Source organism: Nonomuraea deserti, assembly GCF_004348685.1.
GTDB lineage: Bacteria > Actinomycetota > Actinomycetes > Streptosporangiales > Streptosporangiaceae > Nonomuraea > Nonomuraea deserti.
In genome coordinates this window covers 1-21055 of the sequence record NZ_SMKO01000192.1, presented here as the reverse complement: position 1 = coordinate 21055, position 21055 = coordinate 1, and the positions used below count along the sequence as shown (strand labels likewise).

The 21055-nt window shown below is 71.4% G+C and carries 15 protein-coding genes; 7 read left to right on the top strand and 8 right to left on the bottom strand.

The window, feature by feature from the left end:
* Positions 1 to 123: 123 nt before the first annotated feature.
* The 4 genes from E1292_RS41355 to E1292_RS41340 form a co-directional block, all read right to left on the bottom strand.
* The gene (locus tag E1292_RS41355; RefSeq protein ID WP_132604655.1) at positions 124 to 1299 is read right to left on the bottom strand and encodes a serine hydrolase domain-containing protein; all 1176 of its coding nucleotides are present in this window, start codon (positions 1297 to 1299) and stop codon (positions 124 to 126) included.
* Between the two features lie 65 nt (positions 1300 to 1364).
* The gene (locus tag E1292_RS41350; protein ID WP_132604653.1) at positions 1365 to 1616 is read right to left on the bottom strand and encodes a hypothetical protein; all 252 of its coding nucleotides are present in this window, start codon (positions 1614 to 1616) and stop codon (positions 1365 to 1367) included.
* A gap of 46 nt (positions 1617 to 1662) precedes the next feature.
* Positions 1663 to 2040, bottom strand: coding sequence for a hypothetical protein (locus E1292_RS41345; protein ID WP_132604651.1), 378 nt, complete (start codon positions 2038 to 2040; stop codon positions 1663 to 1665).
* Between the two features lie 153 nt (positions 2041 to 2193).
* A complete protein-coding gene (locus E1292_RS41340; RefSeq protein ID WP_246090692.1) occupies positions 2194 to 5865 on the bottom strand; it encodes a S8 family peptidase in 3672 nt (1223 codons plus the stop codon).
* A gap of 285 nt (positions 5866 to 6150) precedes the next feature.
* Between E1292_RS41340 and E1292_RS41335 the strand changes: the two genes are divergently transcribed.
* Genes E1292_RS41335 through E1292_RS41320 form a run of 4 tightly spaced genes read left to right on the top strand, consistent with a single transcriptional unit; the run spans position 6151 to position 10917 of the window.
* A complete protein-coding gene (locus E1292_RS41335; protein ID WP_132604647.1) occupies positions 6151 to 6948 on the top strand; it encodes a hypothetical protein in 798 nt (265 codons plus the stop codon).
* Between the two features lie 53 nt (positions 6949 to 7001).
* A complete protein-coding gene (locus E1292_RS41330; RefSeq protein ID WP_132604645.1) occupies positions 7002 to 7820 on the top strand; it encodes an ABC transporter ATP-binding protein in 819 nt (272 codons plus the stop codon).
* A gap of 11 nt (positions 7821 to 7831) precedes the next feature.
* Positions 7832 to 8818, top strand: a complete 987-nt coding sequence (locus E1292_RS41325) for an ABC transporter substrate-binding protein (RefSeq protein WP_165975005.1) — start codon at positions 7832 to 7834, stop codon at positions 8816 to 8818.
* Positions 8815 to 10917, top strand: coding sequence for an iron ABC transporter permease (locus E1292_RS41320; protein WP_132604641.1), 2103 nt, complete (start codon positions 8815 to 8817; stop codon positions 10915 to 10917). Before E1292_RS41325 ends, E1292_RS41320 begins: the two co-directional genes overlap by 4 nt.
* Before the next feature lie 12 nt (positions 10918 to 10929).
* On the opposite strand, the gene E1292_RS55260 is transcribed toward E1292_RS41320, so the two are convergent.
* From E1292_RS55260 to E1292_RS41300, 4 genes are read right to left on the bottom strand one after another with little or no spacing between them, the layout of a single operon-like run.
* Positions 10930 to 13014: a dipeptide ABC transporter ATP-binding protein gene (locus E1292_RS55260; RefSeq protein WP_132604638.1), complete on the bottom strand. Its 2085-nt coding sequence runs from the start codon at positions 13012 to 13014 to the stop codon at positions 10930 to 10932.
* Positions 13015 to 13022: 8 nt separating this feature from the next.
* Positions 13023 to 14111, bottom strand: a complete 1089-nt coding sequence (locus E1292_RS41310) for an ABC transporter permease (RefSeq protein WP_132604635.1) — start codon at positions 14109 to 14111, stop codon at positions 13023 to 13025.
* A 9-nt stretch (positions 14112 to 14120) separates the two neighbouring features.
* The gene (locus tag E1292_RS41305) at positions 14121 to 15110 is read right to left on the bottom strand and encodes an ABC transporter permease (protein WP_132604632.1); all 990 of its coding nucleotides are present in this window, start codon (positions 15108 to 15110) and stop codon (positions 14121 to 14123) included.
* A gap of 3 nt (positions 15111 to 15113) precedes the next feature.
* Entirely contained in the window at positions 15114 to 17111 is a 1998-nt protein-coding gene (locus tag E1292_RS41300; protein WP_132604629.1) for an ABC transporter substrate-binding protein, read from the bottom strand.
* 269 nt (positions 17112 to 17380) lie between these two features.
* On the opposite strand from E1292_RS41300, the gene E1292_RS41295 reads away from it, so the two are divergent.
* The 3 genes from E1292_RS41295 to E1292_RS41285 all read left to right on the top strand — a co-directional run.
* The gene (locus E1292_RS41295; RefSeq protein WP_132604626.1) at positions 17381 to 19216 is read left to right on the top strand and encodes a DUF2264 domain-containing protein; all 1836 of its coding nucleotides are present in this window, start codon (positions 17381 to 17383) and stop codon (positions 19214 to 19216) included.
* A complete protein-coding gene (locus E1292_RS41290; RefSeq protein ID WP_220447310.1) occupies positions 19200 to 20249 on the top strand; it encodes a LacI family DNA-binding transcriptional regulator in 1050 nt (349 codons plus the stop codon). The genes E1292_RS41295 and E1292_RS41290 overlap by 17 nt, the downstream gene beginning before the upstream one ends.
* Positions 20246 to 21055, top strand: an 810-nt coding sequence (locus E1292_RS41285; RefSeq protein WP_132604620.1) for a hydroxyacid dehydrogenase, incomplete at its 3' end; no start/stop codon positions are given. The genes E1292_RS41290 and E1292_RS41285, both read left to right, overlap by 4 nt.

The window sequence follows — 21055 nt, the reverse complement described above, 5'->3', positions numbered from 1 at the left end:
TCACGTGATCGTCCAGATGCACATAGAGTGCGGTCAGAAGGGCGTCCAAGTCAGTCTTCACACACCGACCATGGACGCCCTTCGTCACGCCCGCAGCCGATCACCGAATTTCACATCAGCGATCTAGGCGCCCACCGCGGTCCTGACCGCCTCCACCAGGGTGGCGGCTCGCCGGTTCTGGCCGTCCTCCTTGACGTGGTTCATCACGTAGCCGAACGCGAGCCCGCTCTCCGGGTCGGCGAAGCCGAGCGACCCGCCGAGACCGGGGAACCCGAAGGTCGTGGGGGTGTAGAAGAACGCGTCCGGGGTCGGCAGGCCGAAGCCGGTGCCGATTCTGACGGGCATGCGCAGGATGCGGTCGAGGCCGGCGACCTGTTCGGCGGTCGCGGCGGCCAGGGTGGCGGGGGTGAGGATGCGGTGCCCGTCGACCTCGCCGATGAGGGCGGCGTAGAAGCGGGCCAGCGCGCGGGCCGTGCAGATGCCGTTGGTCGAGGGCATCTCGGCCTGTTGCTCGCCGGGGTCGTTGTGGTCGAGCGGGGGCGAGACCACGGACATCGAGCGCACCGTCAGCGACGTCGGATCGGCGAAGGCCCGCATCATCTCGCGGACGGATTCGGGCAGGGCGTCCGGGTCGACCCCGGCCAGGTCCGCTGAGCCGGGCACGAACGTGACGATCCGGCTGACCCGGTGCAGCTCGCTCTTCGGCAGCCCGATCCACAGGTCCAGGCCGAGCGGGCCGGCGATCTCCTCCGCGAGGAAGGCGCCGATGCTGCGGCCGCTCACCCGGCGGACGACCTCTCCGACGAGCCACCCGTACGTGAGCCCGTGATAGCCGTGTTCCGTGCCCGGCTCCCAGTAGGGCCGCTGGGCGGCCAGCGCCTCCACCATGGGTTTCCAGGCGATCGCCTCGGCCGGGGTGATCGGCTGGTCGATGGCGGGCAGCCCGGCCTGGTGGGTGAGCAGCCAGCGCACCGGGACACGGTCCTTCCCCTGCGCCGCGAACTCCGGCCAGTACCGCGCGACGGGCGCGTCCAGGTCCAGCTCGCCCCGCTGCGCCAGCAGGAGCGCGCAGGCGGCGGTGATCGCCTTGGTGGTGGAGTACACGACCTGGAGGGTGTCGCGCTCCCAGCGGCGGCCCCGGCTGGGGTCGGCGAGGCCGCCCCACAGGTCGACGACCTTCCGGCCGTGCACGTAGACGGCGACAGCGGCGCCTATCTCCTGGTGGTCGGCCAGATTGCGGGCGAAGGCCGTACGTACTCCTTCGAATCCCGGTGCTGTCTCCCCGCTGATTTCGGGCATGCGTCATCGCCTTCCGTTGCTGTGGGTCTCTGCCAGGGGCCGGTACGGTGTGCCGCTGACGACGGTCAGTCCTGCGTGCCGAAGGCGATCACGATGTACCTGCCGTTGGCGTAACTGACCACGGGCCGCCCGAGCAGCTCGCCCACCCTGTGGGCGACCTCCTGGAACAACCCGATCGATTCGGGGGTGTCGGCGCTCACCCTGAACCGGCCGTGGGCGGTGAGGTGTTCGGCGACGAGGGGGACGAAGTTCGCCTCCGCCCGGGCCTTCTCCTCCGCGGTGAGAGGGGTGCGCCTGGGCCCGGGAAGGTGGGTCATCACGGTCTCCTTGGGAACGCCGGACGCTCTGGCGGGATCCGGCGGGCTAGCGGCGCCACTTCTCCATGAGCCAGGCGCAGACCTCCGGCTCGGTCATCTCGGGGAACTCCGCGACGAACGCGGCGAGCGCGCGCAGCGCCTCGTCTCGGTCGAGGCCCTGCGCCAGGGCGGCCTTGAGGTAGTCCTGGCGGGCCGCGGACGGACGGCCTCCGCCCGCGCCCCGGCCCGGCAGGCCGTCGCGCCATCGGACGATCTCCCCCACCCGGCCGGGACGCCAGCCGGGAGCGCCGTCGATCTCGACGTCGGGTTCGGGGAACGGGTGATCGGAGCCGGCCGGATAGCGGGAGCGCCATTTGTGCACCGCGTGCCGGGTCACCCCCAGCGCCTCGGCGATGCCGAGAACACCCAGGTAGTGCTCGGTCATGGTGCCAACTCTGCCTGTCCTGCCTCCTGCGGGGATCTCATTACTACCACGCCGGGAAGTGGCACCCGCGCGGGCAGAACATCGTCTTTGACAGAGACAGACTGTATCCTGGAGCAGGAATCGTCGTCAACGCCAGAGACGATGTTTCGCGGATCACCGGATTCCGTACGCCCGGATCACCTCCTGCGTCACCGTGGAGCCGGCGGCGTCGGAGGCCGTGACGCGCAGCGAGACCACGCCCGACCGGGGCCGTTCGATGGTGGCCTCGTACGTGCCATGGCCCTTGTCGCGCAGCCGGCGGGCGGGACGCCACGATCTGCCGTCGTCGGACGACGTCTCGAGGGTCACCTCCTCGATCGCGCTGCCCTTCGCGCCCGCCTGGTGGTTGACGGTCAGGCCGAGCTTGGAGGAGGCGGTGCGGTTGCGCAGGTCAACGGGCACGTCGTACGACACGGCCAGCAGCGGCAGCACCACGGGATCGCCCTCGGCGTGCTCCGAGTCGAACGTCCACACCGTCCTCGTCCTGGTGGACAGGCGCGCCCAGGTCGAGCGGTTCTCCACGGTGTACTCCACGCGGTAGCCGGCCCGCTCCGGTGGCAGCAGGATCCGGCCGGAGCCGCCCGTCCCGGTCCTGCCGAGCAGTTCGTCGCCCTTGTAGATGCGCCAGTCCGACACGTAGCCGTGCGGGAACGGGTCGGTCGGCTGGCTCCCGGTGTTCCCCTCGGCGTCGACGAAGGCGTGCATGTCGACGGTGAGCATGTCGCCCTGCCGCTGCGTGGGCGAGTCCGCCGGGAACCCGGGCGCCACCGGATGCTTCAACCACGTGCGCTCGATCCGCTTGCCCGCCTGGTAGCCGCGAACGACGTCCCTGACGGTCATCACGCCCTGCTCCTCCTCGGGCAAGATCGCGTTGTACGACCGCTCCGGCATGTCGGTCCCGCTGTGCCACCGCACGCCGGGAGCGGGGCTCAGGTAGTCGGTCCGCACGCGCGGCGCCTTGGCCACCGTCCTGACCAAGTCCCACGAAAAGGTCTCCCACGGCATCCAGCCGAACTTGACCTCGGAGAGGGCGATGTCGTCGGTCAGCTGGCTGTGGAAGGCCGTGTCCACGCGGGCCAGCGAACGTTTCCTGGCCACGTACGACGGCCGCTCCCTGACCTGGCCCTCCTCGCTCAGGTACAGCTCGTAGACGTAGGGGCTGGCCACGATGCCCTCGGCGACGACGTGAGTCGGCCGGCGGCTCGCCCGCTCGGCCAGCCGGGCGCCCTCCGTCTCCGTGAGCGTCACAGTCGGCACGGTGAGCTGGCTCTCGCCCCCGCTCAGGTGCGTGTCACCGTAGATCGCCACCATGCGGGCGCCGGCCGCCCCCGCGGCGTTGGCGAGGGCCGAGACGGGAGTGCCGGGCGTACGGCGGATGAGCGCCAGCCTGCCGCGCAGGTCACGGCCCTTGAGCGCCGTCGCGCTGCCGTCGCCGGCGTCGACGGCCGCCAGCACCGCGGTCCCGTCGAGCCGCGGATACTGCGTGGACCGGTTGCTGAAGTGAACCGGATCGACGTATACGGGGTGGAGGTCGACGCCGGGCGTCCGCATGGTGAGCACGGGCGCCTCCAGCCGCCACCGCGTGGCCACGGCGAACTCGCCCTTGGTCACCTTGGCGGTGGGCTGCAGGTAATAGCTCTCCTCCAGGCGGCCCTCCACGAGGAAGCTCTCGGTATACCTGGGCCCCTTCACCGGCTGCCTGGTGTAGACGAGCTTGGTGGCCGCGCCGCGGTTCCGCGCGGTGCGGTGGTCGGGCGTGTCGATCTTCACTGCGACCGCCTTGCGCGCGTCGAGCACGACGTCGGTGTCGCGGGCGACCTCCATCTCCGGATACCCGGCGAAGCTCTGGTTGACGACGTCTCCGCGGCCTTCACTGGTGGCTCCCGGCCGCAGGGTGCTGATCATGCCGACGATCGAGTACGTGCCCGGCGGGACGAGCCAGCAGTACCCGGCGTCCGTCTCGCACCGCCTGTCGGAGTCGCTCGGCAGCTCGCGGCCGAAGATGGCGCCGCTGTCCAGGTCGACCACGCTGGGCAGCATGCGGCTGGGACGGCCGTCCCGCGCGACGGCGGACACCCGGAGCTCGACCCGCTGGACCTCGATGTTGCCGGTCAGCAGCGTCCGCAGCGCGGCGCCGCCGGCGGGCGTCGCGACGAGCTCCGCGCGGGCCCAGCCCGCCGGCGTCTTGGCGGGGTCGAGCGTGACGTCCACCTGGCCCTTCCCGCCCGCGGGCAGGGTGAGCTCGGTCGCGGAGAGCGTGAACGGGGCGCCGGCGTCGAGGGTGACCTTGACGGGTTCCGCGCCGAAGTTGCGGTAGGAGACCGTACGCGTCACCAGGCCGCCGGTGCCGGCCGTCGTGAGCCCGAAGTCGAGCACCGCGTCGCCGGCCAGCACCGTGCGCGCGAGCGCCCCGGCCACGTCGAGCCGGCCCGCTCCGCCCTTGTCCACGGGCACGCCGGGCAGCGCTTGCGAGCCGCCCACGAGCGCGGACCTGACCTCGGGAGCGGTGATGCCCGGCCTGGCCTGGCGCACCAACGCGGCGGCGCCCGCGGCGTACGACGCGGAGAGGGCGGTCCCGGAGAAGCGCGCGTAGTGGTCGCCGACGGGCTCCGCGGGCTGGATGTTCGCCGCGCGGGTCGAGACCACGCCGACGCCGGGCGTGCTCAGCTCGGGCTTGACCGCGCGGTGCAGGCCCACCGGCCCGTAGCCGGAGAACTCCGCGAGCCCGCCCTCGCCGTCCAGGGCGCCGACCGTGAGCGCGGCCGGGGCGTCCGAGGGACTGTCGACGCAGGCCTGGCAGCCCCGGTCGCCCGTGCTCATGACGAAGAGCGTGCCGTTCCTGGCGGTCAGCTCGTCGACGGCGTCGGTGAGCGGGCCGCCCTGGCCGGGGACGCTCACCGCCATCGTCACGACCTCGGCGCCCGCCTCCCCTGACGCCCACTCCATGCCCTCGATGGCCCAGGAGGCCAGCCCGGAGCCGGAGCCGTCGATGATCTTGCCGTTGAGCAGCCGCGCACCGGGGGCGACGCCCGTGTACGCGCCTCCGGACGACGCGCCGCTGCCCGCGATGACGCCCGCCATGGCCGTGCCGCTGCCGTACCGGTCGACCCCGTCGCCGTCGTAGGTGAAGTCGCGCGCGCCCGCGACCTTGCCCGCCAGGTCGGGGTGGCCGGTGTCTATTCCGCTGTCGAGGACGGCGACGGTGGTGCCGGCGCCGTCGCCGTCGGCCGCCGCCTTCGCCGCCGCCCCTGCGGTGGACGCGCTCGTGACCGGCCGTGCGGTGATCTTGCGGTCCAGCCAGATCTTGGTCACGCCAGCGGCCAGGCCGGCGCTGGTGACCAGGCCGGTCGAGAACGTGGCGGCGTCCTTCTTGGCGAGCTTGACCCCGGTCGCGCCGATGCTCTCCAGCCGGTTGACGGCCGTCAGCCCGGCCAGGGGCGCGGCGCCCGCGTCCTGCCGCACGATCAGCGGGATGGAGTCGGTCTGCTGGTCGGTGTAGCCCTGGGCGGCCAGCGAGGTCACGTTGAACAGCGCGGGGTCGAGCTTCTCCGGCACCAGGGCCGCCACGTCGGCGGGCACCACGGACAGCTCGCCGCCGTGGTCCACCATGCGGAAGCCGGAGCGTGCCGGGTCGCGCGGGGTCACGCTCGCCCGCTGCCGGCCGTCCTCGCCGACGGTGATGTGCACCTTGTCACCGGTGATCAGCGTGACGTCGTAACTTCGCGGGTCCTCGACCGGTAAGAGCTCCGGTACGGTGTCGGCCCGCGCTCCCGGCACCGGTGTCATGCTCACCGCCAGCGCGGCTGCCGCCGCGGCCCATCGCCGAACTGGGCCCCATCGACCAGGCCACATCGCTTTCCTCCACATATGCGTCGTTTTAGCTGATCTAATCTGGCACAATCGTGCTGGTCATGGGACTTTCGGGCTTGGCGAAGTTCAGACATGTCATGAACCAGCCACGGAACGGCCGGTCCAGGAAACGCGCGCGTTGTCCCGATGCGGACACATCTGTCAACCAAATGCCGTCGCGCCCCGTCTCCTCTTGCGCACCATCTGCCTCAAGGAGCCGCCTTGCGCGTACGACTGGCCGTCCCTGCCATGGCCCTGGCCCTCGCGTACACCGCCCTGCCCTCGGCGGCGCACGCCGACACGGTGGCGTACACGTGCGAAACCATCGCGACGGGCATGCAACAGCAGATCAGCCTCGACATCGAGCTGACGGTGCCCACGGACGCCACGGTGGGCACGCAGATGACGATCGGCTGGCGCGGCTCCTACGTCGGCTCCGCGAGGCTGCTCGCCCCCACGACGGTCACCGAGGGCCAGCTCAAGATGTACGCCTACGCGGGCATCGACGGGATCGACAGGCTGACATCCGCGACGGGAGTCGGCCAGCTCGGCACGGTCACTCCAGGGCAGCCGATCACGCTGCCCGCGACGACCGTCGAGATGAGGACCACCGCGAACTTCCCGGGCACGGGCACGGTGCACGCCGCCGCCGTCAACTTCGGCCCCACTCCGCAGGAGCGCGTGATCGAGTGCGAGGTCATCGACAAGGAGTCGCTGCGGGAATATCCGCTCACCGTCGGCGGACAGTCCACCAGCCCCAGCCCCAGCCCTGGCGGGACCACCGACTCGCCGACGCCCGACCCCGAGACCTCCGCCCCTGAGGACACGACCACCAGCCCGGCCCCCACCACGACCAGGACCGTGACCGAGCTCCCGACGGGTGGCGTCGCGACCGGGGGCGGCGGCATGGCGGGGCCGGACGGACGGGTGCTGGTGGCCACGGGGCTGCTGGTCGTCTTCGCCGCCACGGGCGGCCTGTGGTTGCGCCGGCCCGCCCGGCGTTCGCCAAATAGCACATAAATGCGCAAGTGCGACATGGTGATAATTTGGCAAGGTTAGCCTAACCTATCCTCATGACCGAGGAGATCTCTCTGCGCGGGGCGGAGCTGTGCCTCAGCTACCACGGAACCACCGTGGTCGAGGACGGCCGCATCGCGCTGCGGCCCGGCCACGTCACCGCGCTGGTGGGCCCGAACGGCAGCGGCAAATCCACGCTGCTGCGCGCCCTGGCCCGGCTGCACCGTCCCGACCGCGGCACCGTGACGCTGGGCGACGGCGCCTCCGCGCTGGCCCTGTCGGCCCGCGACTTCGCGCGGCGGGTGACGCTCCTGTCGCAGAGCCGCCCCACCCCCGGCGGCGTGCAGGTCCGCGACGTCGTCGGGTACGGCCGCCACCCCTACAGGGGGCGCTGGAGAGCCGGCGACCCCGGCGGCTCCGAGGCCGTCCGCCGGGCCATGGAGCTGACCGGCGTGACGGCGATGGCGGAGCGCCCCGTCGACGAGCTGTCCGGCGGCGAGCTGCAGCGCGTCTGGCTGGCCACCTGCCTGGCGCAGGACACCGGCGTGCTGCTGCTCGACGAGCCCACCACGTTTCTCGACCTGCGCTACCAGGTGGAGCTGCTGGAGCTCGTCCGCGACCTGGCCGACGAGCACGGCGTGGCGATCGGCGTCGTCCTGCACGACCTCAACCAGGCCGCCGAGATCGCCGACCACGTCGTGCTCCTGCGGGAGGGCCGGGTCCTCGCCGACGGCCCGCCCGCACAGGTGCTCACCGAGGACCTGCTCAGCGACACGTACGGCATCCGCATCGAGGTCAGCCACGACCCCAGGACGGGGACGGTGAGCACCCGGCCGATCGGCCGGCACACCAGAGACGTCCCCGCCACGACATGACAGGAATGACCATGACCTCACTGCGCAGCGCGTTGACGGCGCTCGCCGCGATCGTGACCCTCGGCGCCTGCGGCACCACCGAGGCGCCCGTCACCGAGCAGGCCCCCTCTCCCGGCGGCTCGACCGCCGCCGCCGTGACCGTCAGCGACGACCGCGGCAAGCAGGTCACCCTCGACCGCCCGGCGACCAGGGTGGTCAGCCTGGAGTGGGGCGAGACCGAGATGCTGGCCTCCCTCGGCGTCATGCCCGTGGGCGTGGCCGACGTGAAGGGCTACGGCACCTGGAACACCTCCATCAAGCTCGACGCCTCGGTCAAGGACGTCGGCAGCCGGCAGGAGCCCAGCGTCGACTCCATCAGCGCGCTCCAGCCCGACCTGGTCGTCATGGAGGCCGAACGCGACACGGCGCTGGTGAGCCAGCTGGAGAAGTTCGTGCCGGTGCTGGCGTTCAAGGGCAGCGACGCCAAGGACAACCTCAAGCGCATGGGCGACGACCTCAGAACGATCGCGACCGCGGTCGGCAAGACGGACGAGGCCGACAAGCTCATGGCCGACTTCGACGCGGCGCTGGCCGCCGCCAAGGAGAAGATCGCCGCCGCCGGCGCCGCGGGCAAGCCGTTCGTCATGGCCGACGGGTGGAAGCAGGGCAGCACGATCTCGATCCGCCCCTTCGGCGAGGGCTCGCTCGTCTCCCAGGTCGCCATCCGCCTCGGCCTGAAGAACGCCTGGACCGGCAAGGTCGACGAGGTGTGGGGGCTCGGCGCCACCGACGTCGAGGGCCTTTCCGCGCTGAAGGACCCGGACATCCGCTTCTTCTACAACGCCTCCGACGGCGTGGACGTGTTCACCGACGGCCTGGAGAGCAACGCCATCTGGAAGTCGCTGCCGTTCGTGGCCAAGGGGCAGGTCACCAAGCTGCCCGACGGCATCTGGACCTTCGGCGGGCCGCTGTCGTGCCGGCAGTACGCCGAGGCGCTGGTGAAGGCGTACGCGGGTTGAGCGTCCCTGTCCTGGCTCCGGCGCCTCCGGCCACGCCTCTGCGGCGGCTGGGGACCGCCGGGGTCTTCCTGCTCGCCGCGGCCGCCACCGTCCTGGTGGCCGCCGTGCACGTGACGCAGGGCACGTCGTCGGTGGGCGCGCTCGACCTGCTGGCCCTGCTCTTCGGCGGGACCTCCGGCGGGAGCGAGGAGGCCGCCCGCGTCCTGCTGGCCTCGCGGCTGCCCCGGCTGCTGGCCGGCGTCACCGTCGGTTGCGCGCTGGGCGTGGCGGGCTCGCTGCTGCAGTCGGTCGCCCGCAACCCGATGGCCTCGCCGGACACGCTGGCCGTCAGCTCCGGCGCGTACTTCGCCATCGCCGCGGCGGCCGCGTTCGGCCTGGTCATGCCCCTGCCGCTGTCGGGCGGGCTGGCCCTGTTCGGCGGCCTGGCCGCGGCCGCCCTGGTGATGGCCATGTCGGCGGGCGGGCGCAGCGGCACCACCCGGCTGATCCTGGCCGGCTCCGCCACGGCGCTGGCGCTCCACTCGCTCACCAACCTCGTGATGATCCTTTTCGAGGAGGAGACCACCGGGTTGTACGCCTGGGGCAGCGGATCCCTCGTGCAGAGCGACCTGCGCGCCGTCAGCCAGTTCGGCCCGGTGATCGCGGTGGCGATGGTGGCGGCGATCCTGGCCGGACCGCGGCTGGACATCCTCGGCCTCGGCGACGACACCGCCTCGGTGCTCGGCGTGAACGTGCGGCGCCTGCGGTTGTGGCTCACGCTGCTGGCCATCGTGCTGTCGGCCGCCGCCGTGACCGTGTCGGGGCCGATCGGGTTCGTCGGCCTCTGCGCCCCGGTGATCGTCCGGCTGCTGCCCAGGTCGATCCCCGGGCTGCACAGGAACAGGTCGCTGCTCCCCCTGTCGGGGCTGGCCGGCGTGCTCATCGTGCTGGGCTCCGACATCGCGCTCCGTGCCGTGCTGGGCGCGCAGGCCGGGGTGGAGGTGCCGCCCGGCGTCGTGACCACGCTGCTCGGCGCGGGCGCGATGGTGTGGCTGGCGCGCCGCTACCGGGACGCGGGACCGACCCGCCGGCCGCCGGCCGCGCGCACCGGCGCCACCCGGTCCCGCGCGGCCTTCCTGACCGTGGCCGTCACGCTCGCGGCGCTGCTGGCCGGGGCGCTGATCCTGGGCCTGCTGGCCGGCGACCGCTGGTTGCTGACCGGTGACGTGCTGAACTGGCTGCAGGGCCGTACCGGCCGGGCCCTGACCTTCGTGCTCGACCAGCGATACCCGCGGGTCCTGGCCGCCGTGCTCGCGGGGGCGGCGCTGGCCGTGGCCGGCACCGCCGTGCAGGCGGTGTGCCGCAACCCGCTCGCCGAGCCGGGCGTGCTGGGCGTCACCACGGGGGCCGGCGTCGGCGCGATCTCGCTGCTGACCATGGCGCCGCTGGCCGGCATCTGGGCCATGACCGGCGCGGCGGGCCTGGGCGCGCTGATCGCCTTCGGCCTGGTCTACGTGCTGGCGTGGCGCGGCGGCCTGAGCTCCGACCGGCTCGTCCTCATCGGGATCGCCGTGCAGGCCGCCTGTACGAGCCTCACCGTGCTGATCATCGTCAAGGCCGATCCGTGGAACACCGCCCTGGCCCTGACCTGGCTGTCCGGCTCCACGTACGGGCGCGTGCCGGCGCAGCTCGTCCCGGTCGTGCTGGCCCTGCTGCTGGCCGTGCCGCTGCTGGCCTGGCTGCGCCGGGACCTGGACCTGCTCTCCCTGGACGAGGACAGCCCGCGCATCCTGGGCGTCCCCCTGGAGCCCGTACGGCTGGCCGCGCTCGCGGGCGCCGTGCTGCTCACCTCCACGGCGGTGTCGGCGGTCGGCGTGGTCGCCTTCGTCGGCCTGGTGGCCCCGCACGCCGCCCGGGCCATGGTGGGCGCCCGCCACTCCCGGGTTCTTCCGGTGGCGGCGCTGCTCGGCGCGCTGCTGGTGAGTCTCGCCGACACGCTGGGGCGTACGGTCATCGCGCCCGCGCAAGTGCCGGCGGGGCTCGTCACGGCGCTGATCGGCACGCCGTACTTCGTCTACCTCCTGTGGCGGGCCCGCGCCCACGCGGACGGATCTCCGTGACGACGGCCCGATCTAGCCGCCGGTCCCGACCTCGCGCGCCGTCGAGCCGACCCCTGCGAGGGTGAGCTGGGCGGCGTGGTGGCAGGCCGCCAGCCGCCGCTCGCCGTACGCCCGCAGTTCGGGCACGTCGGTGCGGCACGATTCGGGGCGGACGTGCGCGCACCTGGTGTGGAACCGGCACCCTGGCGGCGGCGCGGCCGGGTCGGGCAGGTCGTCGCCGGTGTCGGGCGTGCGCCGCTCCCGCCGCAGAGCGGGATCGGGCACCGGCACGGCGTCCAGGAGCGCCTCGGTGTAGGGATGGCGCGGCCGCCGGTAGAGGCCGGCGGTGTCCGCGTCCTCCACGACCTTGCCCAGGTACATGACCGTCACCCGGTCGCTGATGTGCTCGACCACGGACAGGTCGTGCGAGATGAACAGGTAGGTGAGCCCGAGCTCCTCCTGCAGGTCGGTGAGCAGGTTGAGGATCTGGGCGCGGACGGAGACGTCCAGCGCGGAGACGGGTTCGTCGGCGATCACCAGGCGGGGTCCGGTGATCAGGGCGCGGGCGATGTTGATGCGCTGCCGCTGGCCGCCGGAGAACGCGTGGGGGTAGCGCTGCATGTACTCGGGGCGCAGGCCGACGCGGGTGAGCATGTCGGCGACCCGGTCCCTGAGCTCGCTGCCGCCGGCGATGCCGCTGGTCCTGAGCGGTTCGCCGACGATCTGCTGGAGGGTCATCCGCGGGTTGAGCGAGGAGAACGGATCCTGAAAGATCATGCGAATCTGCCGCCGGTACGCCTTCAGCCGGGCCCCCGTGACCGCGGCGAGATCCACCTCGTCGCCCGATTCCTCGCGGTAGAGGATCCGCCCCGCGGTCGGCTCGATCAGGCGGGCGACGCAGCGCCCGAGCGTGGTCTTCCCGCATCCGGACTCCCCCACCAGGCCGAGCGTCTGGCCGGGCAGGATCGTCAGGTCGACCCCGTCCACCGCCCGGACGAACCCCGCCGGCTTGCGGAACAACCCGCCGCCGATCGGGTAGCGCATGGCCAGCCCTTCGACTCTGAGCAGCGGCTCGGCCTCCTCGACCGCGCTCCGACCGGTGACCTGGACGGCCGGGTCCAGGCGCTCGGCCGGCACCTCGTCGAGATGGCAGTACGCCAGGTGCGCCTCGCCGTGCCGCTTGAGCGGGGGCGCCGTGGTGTCGCACACGCCGTCGATCGCGTGGTCGCAACGGCTGTGGAATGAGCACCCCTCCGGCACCTGACGCAGGGACGGCACCATGCCGCGGATCGCGGTCAGCCGGCGCCGGGCCGCGCCGCCGCGGAGCTTCGGGATGGAGCGGAGCAGCGCGCGGGTGTACGGGTGGCGCGGATCGTTGAAGATCTTCTCGGCCGTGCCGTGCTCCACGACCTTGCCGAGGTACATCACGGCGACCTCGTCGGCGACCTCCGCCACCACGCCGAGGTCGTGGGTGATGAACAACATCGCCATGTCGTTCTGCGCCCGCAGGTCCACCATCAGGTCGACGATGCGCGCCTGGGTGGTGACGTCGAGCGCGGTGGTCGGCTCGTCGGCGATCAGCAGCGCCGGGTCGCAGCACAGCGCGATCGCGATCATGACGCGCTGGCACATGCCGCCGGACAGCTGGAAGGGGTAGGCGTCGAAGCGCTGCTCGGCGTTGGGGATGCCGACCTTGCGCAGCAGCGCGACGCCCTCCTCCCTGGCCTGCTGCCTGCTGAGGTCACGATGGAGCCGAAGCGCCTGGGAGAGCTGGGCGCCCACCGTGTACATGGGCGACAGCGAGGCCATCGGCTCCTGGAAGACCATGCCGATCTCGCCGCCGCGGACCCGCCGGATCTCCTCCCCTGTGGGGTCGAGCGCGGCCAGGTCGAGCCCGCCCTTCCAGCGGATCGAACCCTCGACGATCCGGCCGGGCCTGTCCACGAGCTGGAGGATCGAGCGGGCGGTCACGGACTTGCCGCAGCCGGACTCCCCGACCAGGCAGACGGTCTTCCCGGCCGGGACCGCGAGATCCACGCCGTCCACGGCCTTCAGCACGCCTTCCGAGGTGAAGAAGTGTGTGCGCAACCCCTCGATGGTGAGCAGCGGTTCTTCCACGGACGCTCCTAGTGCTTGTACGGGTCGGCCGCGTCACGCAGCCCGTCGCCGAAGAAGTTCATGGCCAGCACGGTGATCACCACCGCGATGCCGGGGATCAGCATCCACGGCGCCGTCGAGACGGCCCTGATGTTCTGCGCCTCCTGCAGCAGCACGCCCCAGCTGATCATCGGGGTCTGCAGGCCGAGCCCGATGAACGACAGCGCGGTCTCGGCGAGGATCACCGACGGGATCGACAACGACAGGCTGGCGATGATGTGACTGGTGAAGGAGGGCAACATGTGCCGGAACATGATCCGGAGCCGCCCGGCGCCGTCCGCGGTGGCGGCCATGACGTACTCCTCGCCGCGCACCGCGAAGAACTTGCCGCGCACCTCGCGCGCCAGCCCGGTCCAGCCGACCAGCGAGATGACGACGGTGAGCGCGAAGTACCGTTCGAGCTGGCTCCATGACGCGGGCACCGCCGCGAACAACGCCATCCACAGCGGGATCGTCGGGATCGACATGATGATCTCGATGACCCGCTGGATCAGCGTGTCCGTCCGCCCGCCGAAATACCCGGACACGCCGCCGAGCACGATGCCCAGCACCAGCGAGAGCAGCACGCCGACCAGCCCGATCGACATCGAGACCGTGGTGCCCCTGATGATCCTCGACAGCAGGTCGCGGCCCACCGAGTCGGCGCCCAGCAGGTACATGGGCGGTCCGCCGGGGTTCTCCGGCCCGAACAGGTGCCGGTCCCACGGGATGAACCCGAGCAGCTCGTACGGCTCCCCCTTGACGAAGAACCCGACCGGCACCTTCTTGGTCTCGTCCGCCGCGAACGACAGGGCCAGCGTCTCCGGGTCCTGCTTCAACGTGTACGGGTGGACGTACAGCCCGGTGTCGAGGTCGAACTGCAGCGCCTGCGGCGGGGCGTAGATGTAGTCGGAGTTGGTCTTCTGACCCGAGCCCGGGGCCAGGAACGGCGCGAAGACCGCCACCAGGTAGATGGCCAGGGTGACGAACCCGCAGACCAGCGCGACCCGGTGACGCTTGAAGCCCCACCAGACGAGCTTCCATTGCGAGGCGACGTCGACGTCCTGTTCTTTTCGCAAAGTCGGCTCCTAATACCTCAGCCGGACCCGCGGATCCAGCCAGCCCAGCGCGATGTCGGAGACCAGCGTGCCGATCACCACGAGCACCGCGCTGATCAGCAGGATCGCGCCGGCGAGGTACATGTCCTGGGCGAGCAGCGCGCGCAGCATCAAGGGCCCGGTCGTCTGGAGGTTCAGCACCTTGGAGGTGATGGCGTCGGCCGCGATCAGCCCGGGCAGGATCCAGCCGATCGTGGAGAAGAACGGGTTCATCGCCACCCGTACCGGATAGGTGATCGTCATCGTGCGTTCGGGCATGCCCCGCGCCCTCGCCGCCACCACGTACGGTTTGCGCAGCTCGTCCAGCAGGTTGGCGCGCAGCACCCGGATGTTGCCCGCGGTGCCGGCCGTGCCCCAGATGACGATCGGGACCCACAGGTGGGCCAGCAGGTCGCCGACCTTGGCCGGGCTCCATGGCGCGTCGCGGTACTCCGGCGACAGGATGCCGCCCGCGTTCAGGTCGAAGAACTGCAGGCCGATCCACATCAGCAGGAGCGCGATCAGGAAGTTGGGCACGGCGAGCCCGAGGTAGCCGAGGAAGGTGAAACCGTAGTCGCCCAGCGAGTACTGCCGGATCGCGGAGTAGACCCCGATGGGGAACGACACCACCCAGATGAAGATCAGGGTGCTCACCGACAGCGCGATCGTCAGCGGCAGGCGCTCGGCGAGCAGCGCGGACACCGGCCGGGCATAGTCGAAGGACTCGCCGAAGTCGCCGTGGAGGAGGATGTTGGAGATCCACTGCCAGTACTGCACGATCACCGGCTCGTCCAGGGCGTAGCGCTCGGTCAGGCGGGCCAGCTCGCCCGTGGGCATGGAGTCGCCCTGGGCGGCCCGCTGCGCGGTGAGCGTGGTCAGGTAGTCGCCGGGAGGCAGCTGGATCACCACGAAGGTGATGACGGAGATCGCGGCGAGGGTCGGGATGAGGATGAGGATCCGCCTGCCGATGTAGCGGAGCATGGATCAAGCTCCGAAGTACCAGGTGGGCAGGTCGGTCGGGCCGGGTGCCAGGTGCAGGAACGCGTCCGGGTAGCTCTCCGGCACGTTGTGCAGCTTGTTGCTCGCGATCGCGTAGCCGTCGGTGGGCAGGACGAGACCGATGACGTAGAACTGCTCCTTCGCGATCGCGAGGATCTGCCGGAACATCTCCTTACGCTTGGCCTGATCCGGTTCGGCCCTCATCTGCCCGTACAGCTCCATCTGGCGGAGCGTCTCCGCGGGCGGGTCCTGCGCGTGCTCGCCCTTGCCGTCCGTCTGGAAGTACACGCCCCAGGGGGTGGCGTAGTTGGACTCCTCGCCGTTGGGGAACCACCAGCGCGCTTCCTGGATCTCCACGCGGTAGCCGCCGTCGCCGGCCCAGACGTTCGCGTCGTGCTCGTTGTTCTTGGCCATCTTGCGGTCGTAGAACAGGGTCCGCTCGATCGGGTTCACCTTCATCTCGACGCCGACCGCCGCCCAGTTCTGGCGGACCAGCTCGGCGGCGTTGGCCCACTCGGGGAACAGCGTGATCAGGTCGAGGGAGAAGCGCAGCCGCTCGCCGCCCGGCAACAGGCGGAAACCGTCGCCGTCCTTCTCGGTCAGGCCGGCCCTGTCGAGGTGCTGGTTGGCCAGGTTAACGTCGTACTGCGTGTACTGCTTCGCCATCTGCTCGTCGAAGAACTCGGAGTTGCGGTGCGGAGCGGCCTGCCACGGCTCGCCCTGGCGCTGGTAGGCGGTGTCGATGATGTTCTGGCGGTCGATGGCGTGGGACAGGCCGATGCGGAAGTCCTTGTTCCTGAAGATCTCCCGCAGTTCCTTGTCCTTGTGGCACAGGTTCAGCGAGATGATCAGCCGGTTCATCGAGGTGGTCTCGACCTTGACGAAGCGGTAGCCGCCCTTCTGTCGGCCCTCGGCGAGCACCGGCTTGTTCACGTCGGAGTTGATGTGCCTGGCGTGGAAGTCGAGCTTGCCGTCCACGGCCTGGAGCAGCATCACCTCCGCCTCCTGGATAATCGCGAACTCCATCTTGTCGATGTACGGGAGCTGGGCGCCGCCGGAGTCGACCTTCCAGTAGTACGGGTTGCGCTCGGCCACCACCCGGTCGCCGGTGTTGAGCGGGTCGGTGATCACCCACGCGTGCAGGGTGGGACGCTCAGGGTTGTTCCACCACTTGATCCGGTCCTCCCAGTACGGGGTGAACTCCCCGAACCCTCTCTTCTTGATGTCCTTGTCGAGGTCCTTGTTGTACGTCGGGTGGAAGTCCTTCAGGTAGTGCTTGGGGAAGAAGCCGAAGTTGACCGACCACCAGATGGCGCCGCGGCATTCGTCGATGAAGTCGCCCTTGGGGTCGGGGAACGTGATCTTCACGGTGTGGTCGTCGACCTTCTGGGCCTTGGCGCGCCCGCCCTCCGTCTGGAGCAGCGACGGCACCCCGGCCGGGGTGACCTTCTCGTTGAAGTAGACGTCCTCGATCGCGAACATCACGTCGTCCGCGGTGAACGGCTCGCCGTCCGACCAGCGCATGCCCTTGCGCATGTGCAGCGTGTACTCGGTGCCCTCGGCGTTGGCGGTGATCTCCTTGAACGTGCCCGGCATGGTGGTCTTCATCGTGGGATCGACGCGCACCATCGGCTCGTAGGCGATCAGGCGCTCCAGCCAGGGGTCGTCGCCCTCACCGAGGCAGGCGCCGCGGTAGGTGCCGCCGTAGCCGCCGAGCCCTTCCGGGCCGTCCACCACCAGGCGGTCGGCCACCGCGGGGAGCCGCTCGGCCAGCGGCGGCAGCTTCCCTGACCTGATCCGCTCGGCGAGCATCGGCGACTCCAGCGGGCGGTTGGCCGGGGGTGCGCTCTTCGACGCGGCGGCGCCGCCCTGCGGCTCGCCGCTGGAACACGCCGTCAGCGACGTGGTGACGAGGAGGGCGCCGCCGCCGAGCCTCATCAGGTCGCGGCGGCTGAGCCAGTGGGGGGCGATCCGATCGGTCATGTCGAGACTCCAAAGGACTGAGGGGCGAATGGCGTAGTAACCGGTTACTCGACAAGTTGCGCTGAACGTTAAGAGTCGGCCACACGGTCGTCAAGCCCCTCCCCTGCGGTACGATTCCGTGGAATGCCGAGCTCAGCTGGGGTTTCACCGTGGTGACCGTCGAGTTGTTAGCATCTCGTTATGTCGTGATTTATTGACTCTTGACGGCCCTCGCGGCGGATGCTTATCTTCAGCCCGGCAATGAAGTAACCCGTTACTAGGGAGTCGTCATGCGCGCTGACCGTCCCCGCGAGCACTGGGTGAATGTCGCCGACGGGCTGCTGGACGCGGTGACGCCGTACGCCACTCCCGGTTTCGCGCAGTACCGTCTGCCGGGCCGTGCGAGCTGGGCGGGCCCCGCGTCCGACGGTCTCGAGGGGTTCGCGCGCACGTTCGTGCTCGCCTCATTCCGCCTCGCCGGCGACCCGGCCGACGCGCCCGCGACCCTGCTCGAGCGGTACGCCGAGGGGCTCGCGCACGGCACCGACCCCGGCCACGAGTTCGCCTGGCTTCCCATCGCCGACGGGCACCAGACGATCGTCGAGGCGGCCTCGATCGCGATCGCGCTGCACGAGACCCGGCCGCTGCTGTTCGACCGGCTCGACCCCGGGGTCCAGGAGCGGGTGGTGTCCTGGCTGGGCGGGATCGTGGGCAAGCGCGCCTGGCCGTGCAACTGGGTGCTGTTCAAGGTGATCGTCGAGCAGTTCCTCGCCGGGGTCGGGGGGCCGTACGACAAGGACGAGATCGAGCGGCACCTCGCGGACGTCGAGCGCTGGTACGTCGGTGACGGCTGGTACACCGACGGAGCCGGACAGAACTACGACTATTACTGCGGCTGGGCGATGCACCTCTACACGCTGTGGTGGACCAGGATGTCGGGCGCCGACGCCACGGTCTACCGGGAACGCCTCCGCACCTTCCTCGACGGCTACCGCCACCTGTTCGCGCCCGACGGCGCCCCCATGCATCAGGGGCGTTCGCTCACCTACCGGATGGCGAGCCTGGCCCCGCTCTGGCTCGGCACGCTCTTCGACGCGTCGCCGATCGAACCGGGCACCACGCGCCTGATGGCGGACCGCACGCTCGACCACTTCGCGGCCCGCGGCGCGCCCGACGAGCGCGGCCTGCTCAGCCTCGGCTGGCACCGCCCCTATCTCCCGATGACCCAGGGATACTCCGGGCCCGCGTCACCGTACTGGGCCTCCAAGGGGTTCCTGGGGCTGCTGCTCGGCCCCGGCCACCCGGTGTGGACGGCGCCGGCCGCAGAGCCCGACGACGGCGACCTCAGCCTGGCCATGCCCGCGCCCGGCTGGCTGCTGCACCGCACGGACGGGGTCACCCGCCTGGTCAACCACGGCAGCGACGGCAACGACCCCGACACCGCCAGGGACGACCCCCACTACGCCAAGCTCGGCTACTCCACCCACACCGCGCCGGAGACCGGCCCCGGCGGCCGGGCCGAGAACATCGACAACCACCTCACCGTGGTCCTCCCCGACGGGCGGCCCACCCGGCGCCGCCGCATCGAGCGCGTCGGGATCGCCGACGGCTTCGCCGCCTCCCGCTACGTCGACGGCGAGACCGTCGTGGAGACCGCCTCCGTGCTCGACGGCCCGTGGGAGGTGCGCGTGCACCGCGTCACCGCCCCGACGGGCAGCGTGGTCCGCGACGGCGGGCACGCCGTCGCCTCCGGCGAACCGTGCGCGGTCACGCTGGCCGGGCTCACCGCCTCGGCGAAGGCCGGCAGCGACCTGGTGAGCAAGATCGTCGGGCTGCACGGCTGGCGCACCGCCCAGGCCGCGCTCCGCCAGGACGAGAACGCGATCGGCGCCCACTCGGCCACGCCCTACCTCGTCGGCGCCCACGCGGAAGGCCGGACCGCCGTCTTCGTCTCGGCGGTCCGGCTGGGCCGTGACTCCTCCGCGACGCCCCCGCAAATTCAGGTGGAGGGTGACCAGGTCTCGTGGCATGATTCCGCTGGGTCTCGGGTCGAGGTCCGGCTCGGCCGCGAGCCCGCCTACAGCCGGCTCGGATCCGTGGGGGAGCGCGTTGTCTGGACCGGCTAGACGCGTCACCATCCGCGACGTCGCCAAGCACGCCGGGGTCTCGGTGGCGACCGTCTCGCGCGCTCTGGCCGGCGACTATCCGGTGCAGCCGAGCACCAGGCGCAAGGTGCTCCGCGCCGTGCGCGAGCTCGACTACGTGCCGAACGCCCAGGCCAGGGCGCTGTCCGTGGCCTCGCCCGGCGCCGTGGCCATCGTCGTCAACTCGGTGAACACGGCGTACTACGCCTACATCGCCCAGGGCGTGGAGGAGCAGGCCGCCGCCGAGGGACGCCTGTCGCTCATCTGCACCACCGGCGGCGACCCCGAACGCGAGCTGGCGTTCGTCCAGACGATGCGCGAGCAGCGGGCCGAGGCGGTGATCCTGGTGGGCAGCGTGATCCTGGACGACGACTACCTGCAGCGCATGACGCGCTATGCCCACGCGCTGGCCGCCTCCGGCTCCCGCCTGGTGTTGTGCAGCCGGCCGCCGCTCGGCGAGGGCGTGCCGGCGCTCACCGTGGGCTTCGACAACACCGGCGGGGCACACGCGATCACCGCCCACCTGCTGTCCGCCGGGCACCGGCGCATCCTCTACCTGGGGCTCCGTCCCGGCCACACCACGTCGGACACCCGGGTGGCGGGCTACCGCGCGGCCCTCGCGGACCACGGGATCGAGCATGACCCGGCGCTGGAGACGCGGTGCGACTTCGACCGGCGGAGCGGGTACACCGCGATGAAGCAGCGGCTCGCCGACGGGCCCCGCGACTTCACCGCGGTCTTCGCCGCCACCGACGTGATCGCCGCCGGCGCCGTGCAGGCGATACGCGAGCACGGGCTGCGCATTCCCGACGACATCTCCATCGTCGGCTACGACGACGTGCCCCCCGCCGAGGACATCGGGCTGACCACCGTCCACCTGCCGCACACCGAGCTGGGCCGGGCCGCCGTACGCCTCGCCCTGTCCAGCAAGGACCCGCTGACCGAGCCGCCGATCATGCTCGGCACCCACATCGTGGTCAGGAGCTCGGTGAAGCGGCTGGGGAGCGGGCGGTGAGAGCCGCCTTCGCGATGCAGCACACCCTGTTCGACGAGATCTTCCCCGCCGACCTGCGGCGGCGGCTGGCCGGTCTGGTCGAGCTCTCCGACGTCGTGCTCCGAGACCTTCGGGGAACTCTCGCCGACGTGGACGTGCTGATCACCGGGTGGGGCTGCCCCCGGATCGACGCGGCGGTGCTGGACCGCGCCCCGCGGCTGCGGGCGATCGCGCATGCCGCGGGCAGCGTCAAGGGGCACCTCGCCCCCGAGGTGTTCGAGCGGGGGATCGTCGTGTCGTCGGCCGCCGCGGCCAACGCGGTCCCGGTGGCCGACTACACGATGTCGATGCTGGTCCTGGCCGCCAAGTCGGTGCCGCGCCGGGCGCGCGCATACGCGACGGGCCACTGGCCGGACGGTCTCCGCCCCGGGCTGCCCCACCCCGGAGAGCGCGCCGGGCTCCGCGGCACCACCGTGGGTGTCGTCGGCGCCTCCCGCGTCGGGCGGCTGGTGATCGAGCGACTCAGGCCGTACGGTGGGACGCTGCTGCTCAACGACCCCTACCTGGATGCTCACCAGGCCCGCGAACTCGGGTGCGAGCCGGTCGAGCTCGACGACCTGTGCCGCCGCGCCGGCCTGGTCACCCTGCACGCGCCCGCCCTTCCCGAGACGTACCGGCTGCTGGACAAGCGCCGTCTCGGCCTGCTGCCGGACGGCGCCACGCTGATCAACACCGCCCGTGGCACGCTCGTGGACACGGACGCGCTCGCCGCCGAGTGCGTGTCCGGCAGGCTCAACGCGGTCCTCGACGTCACCGACCCCGAGCCC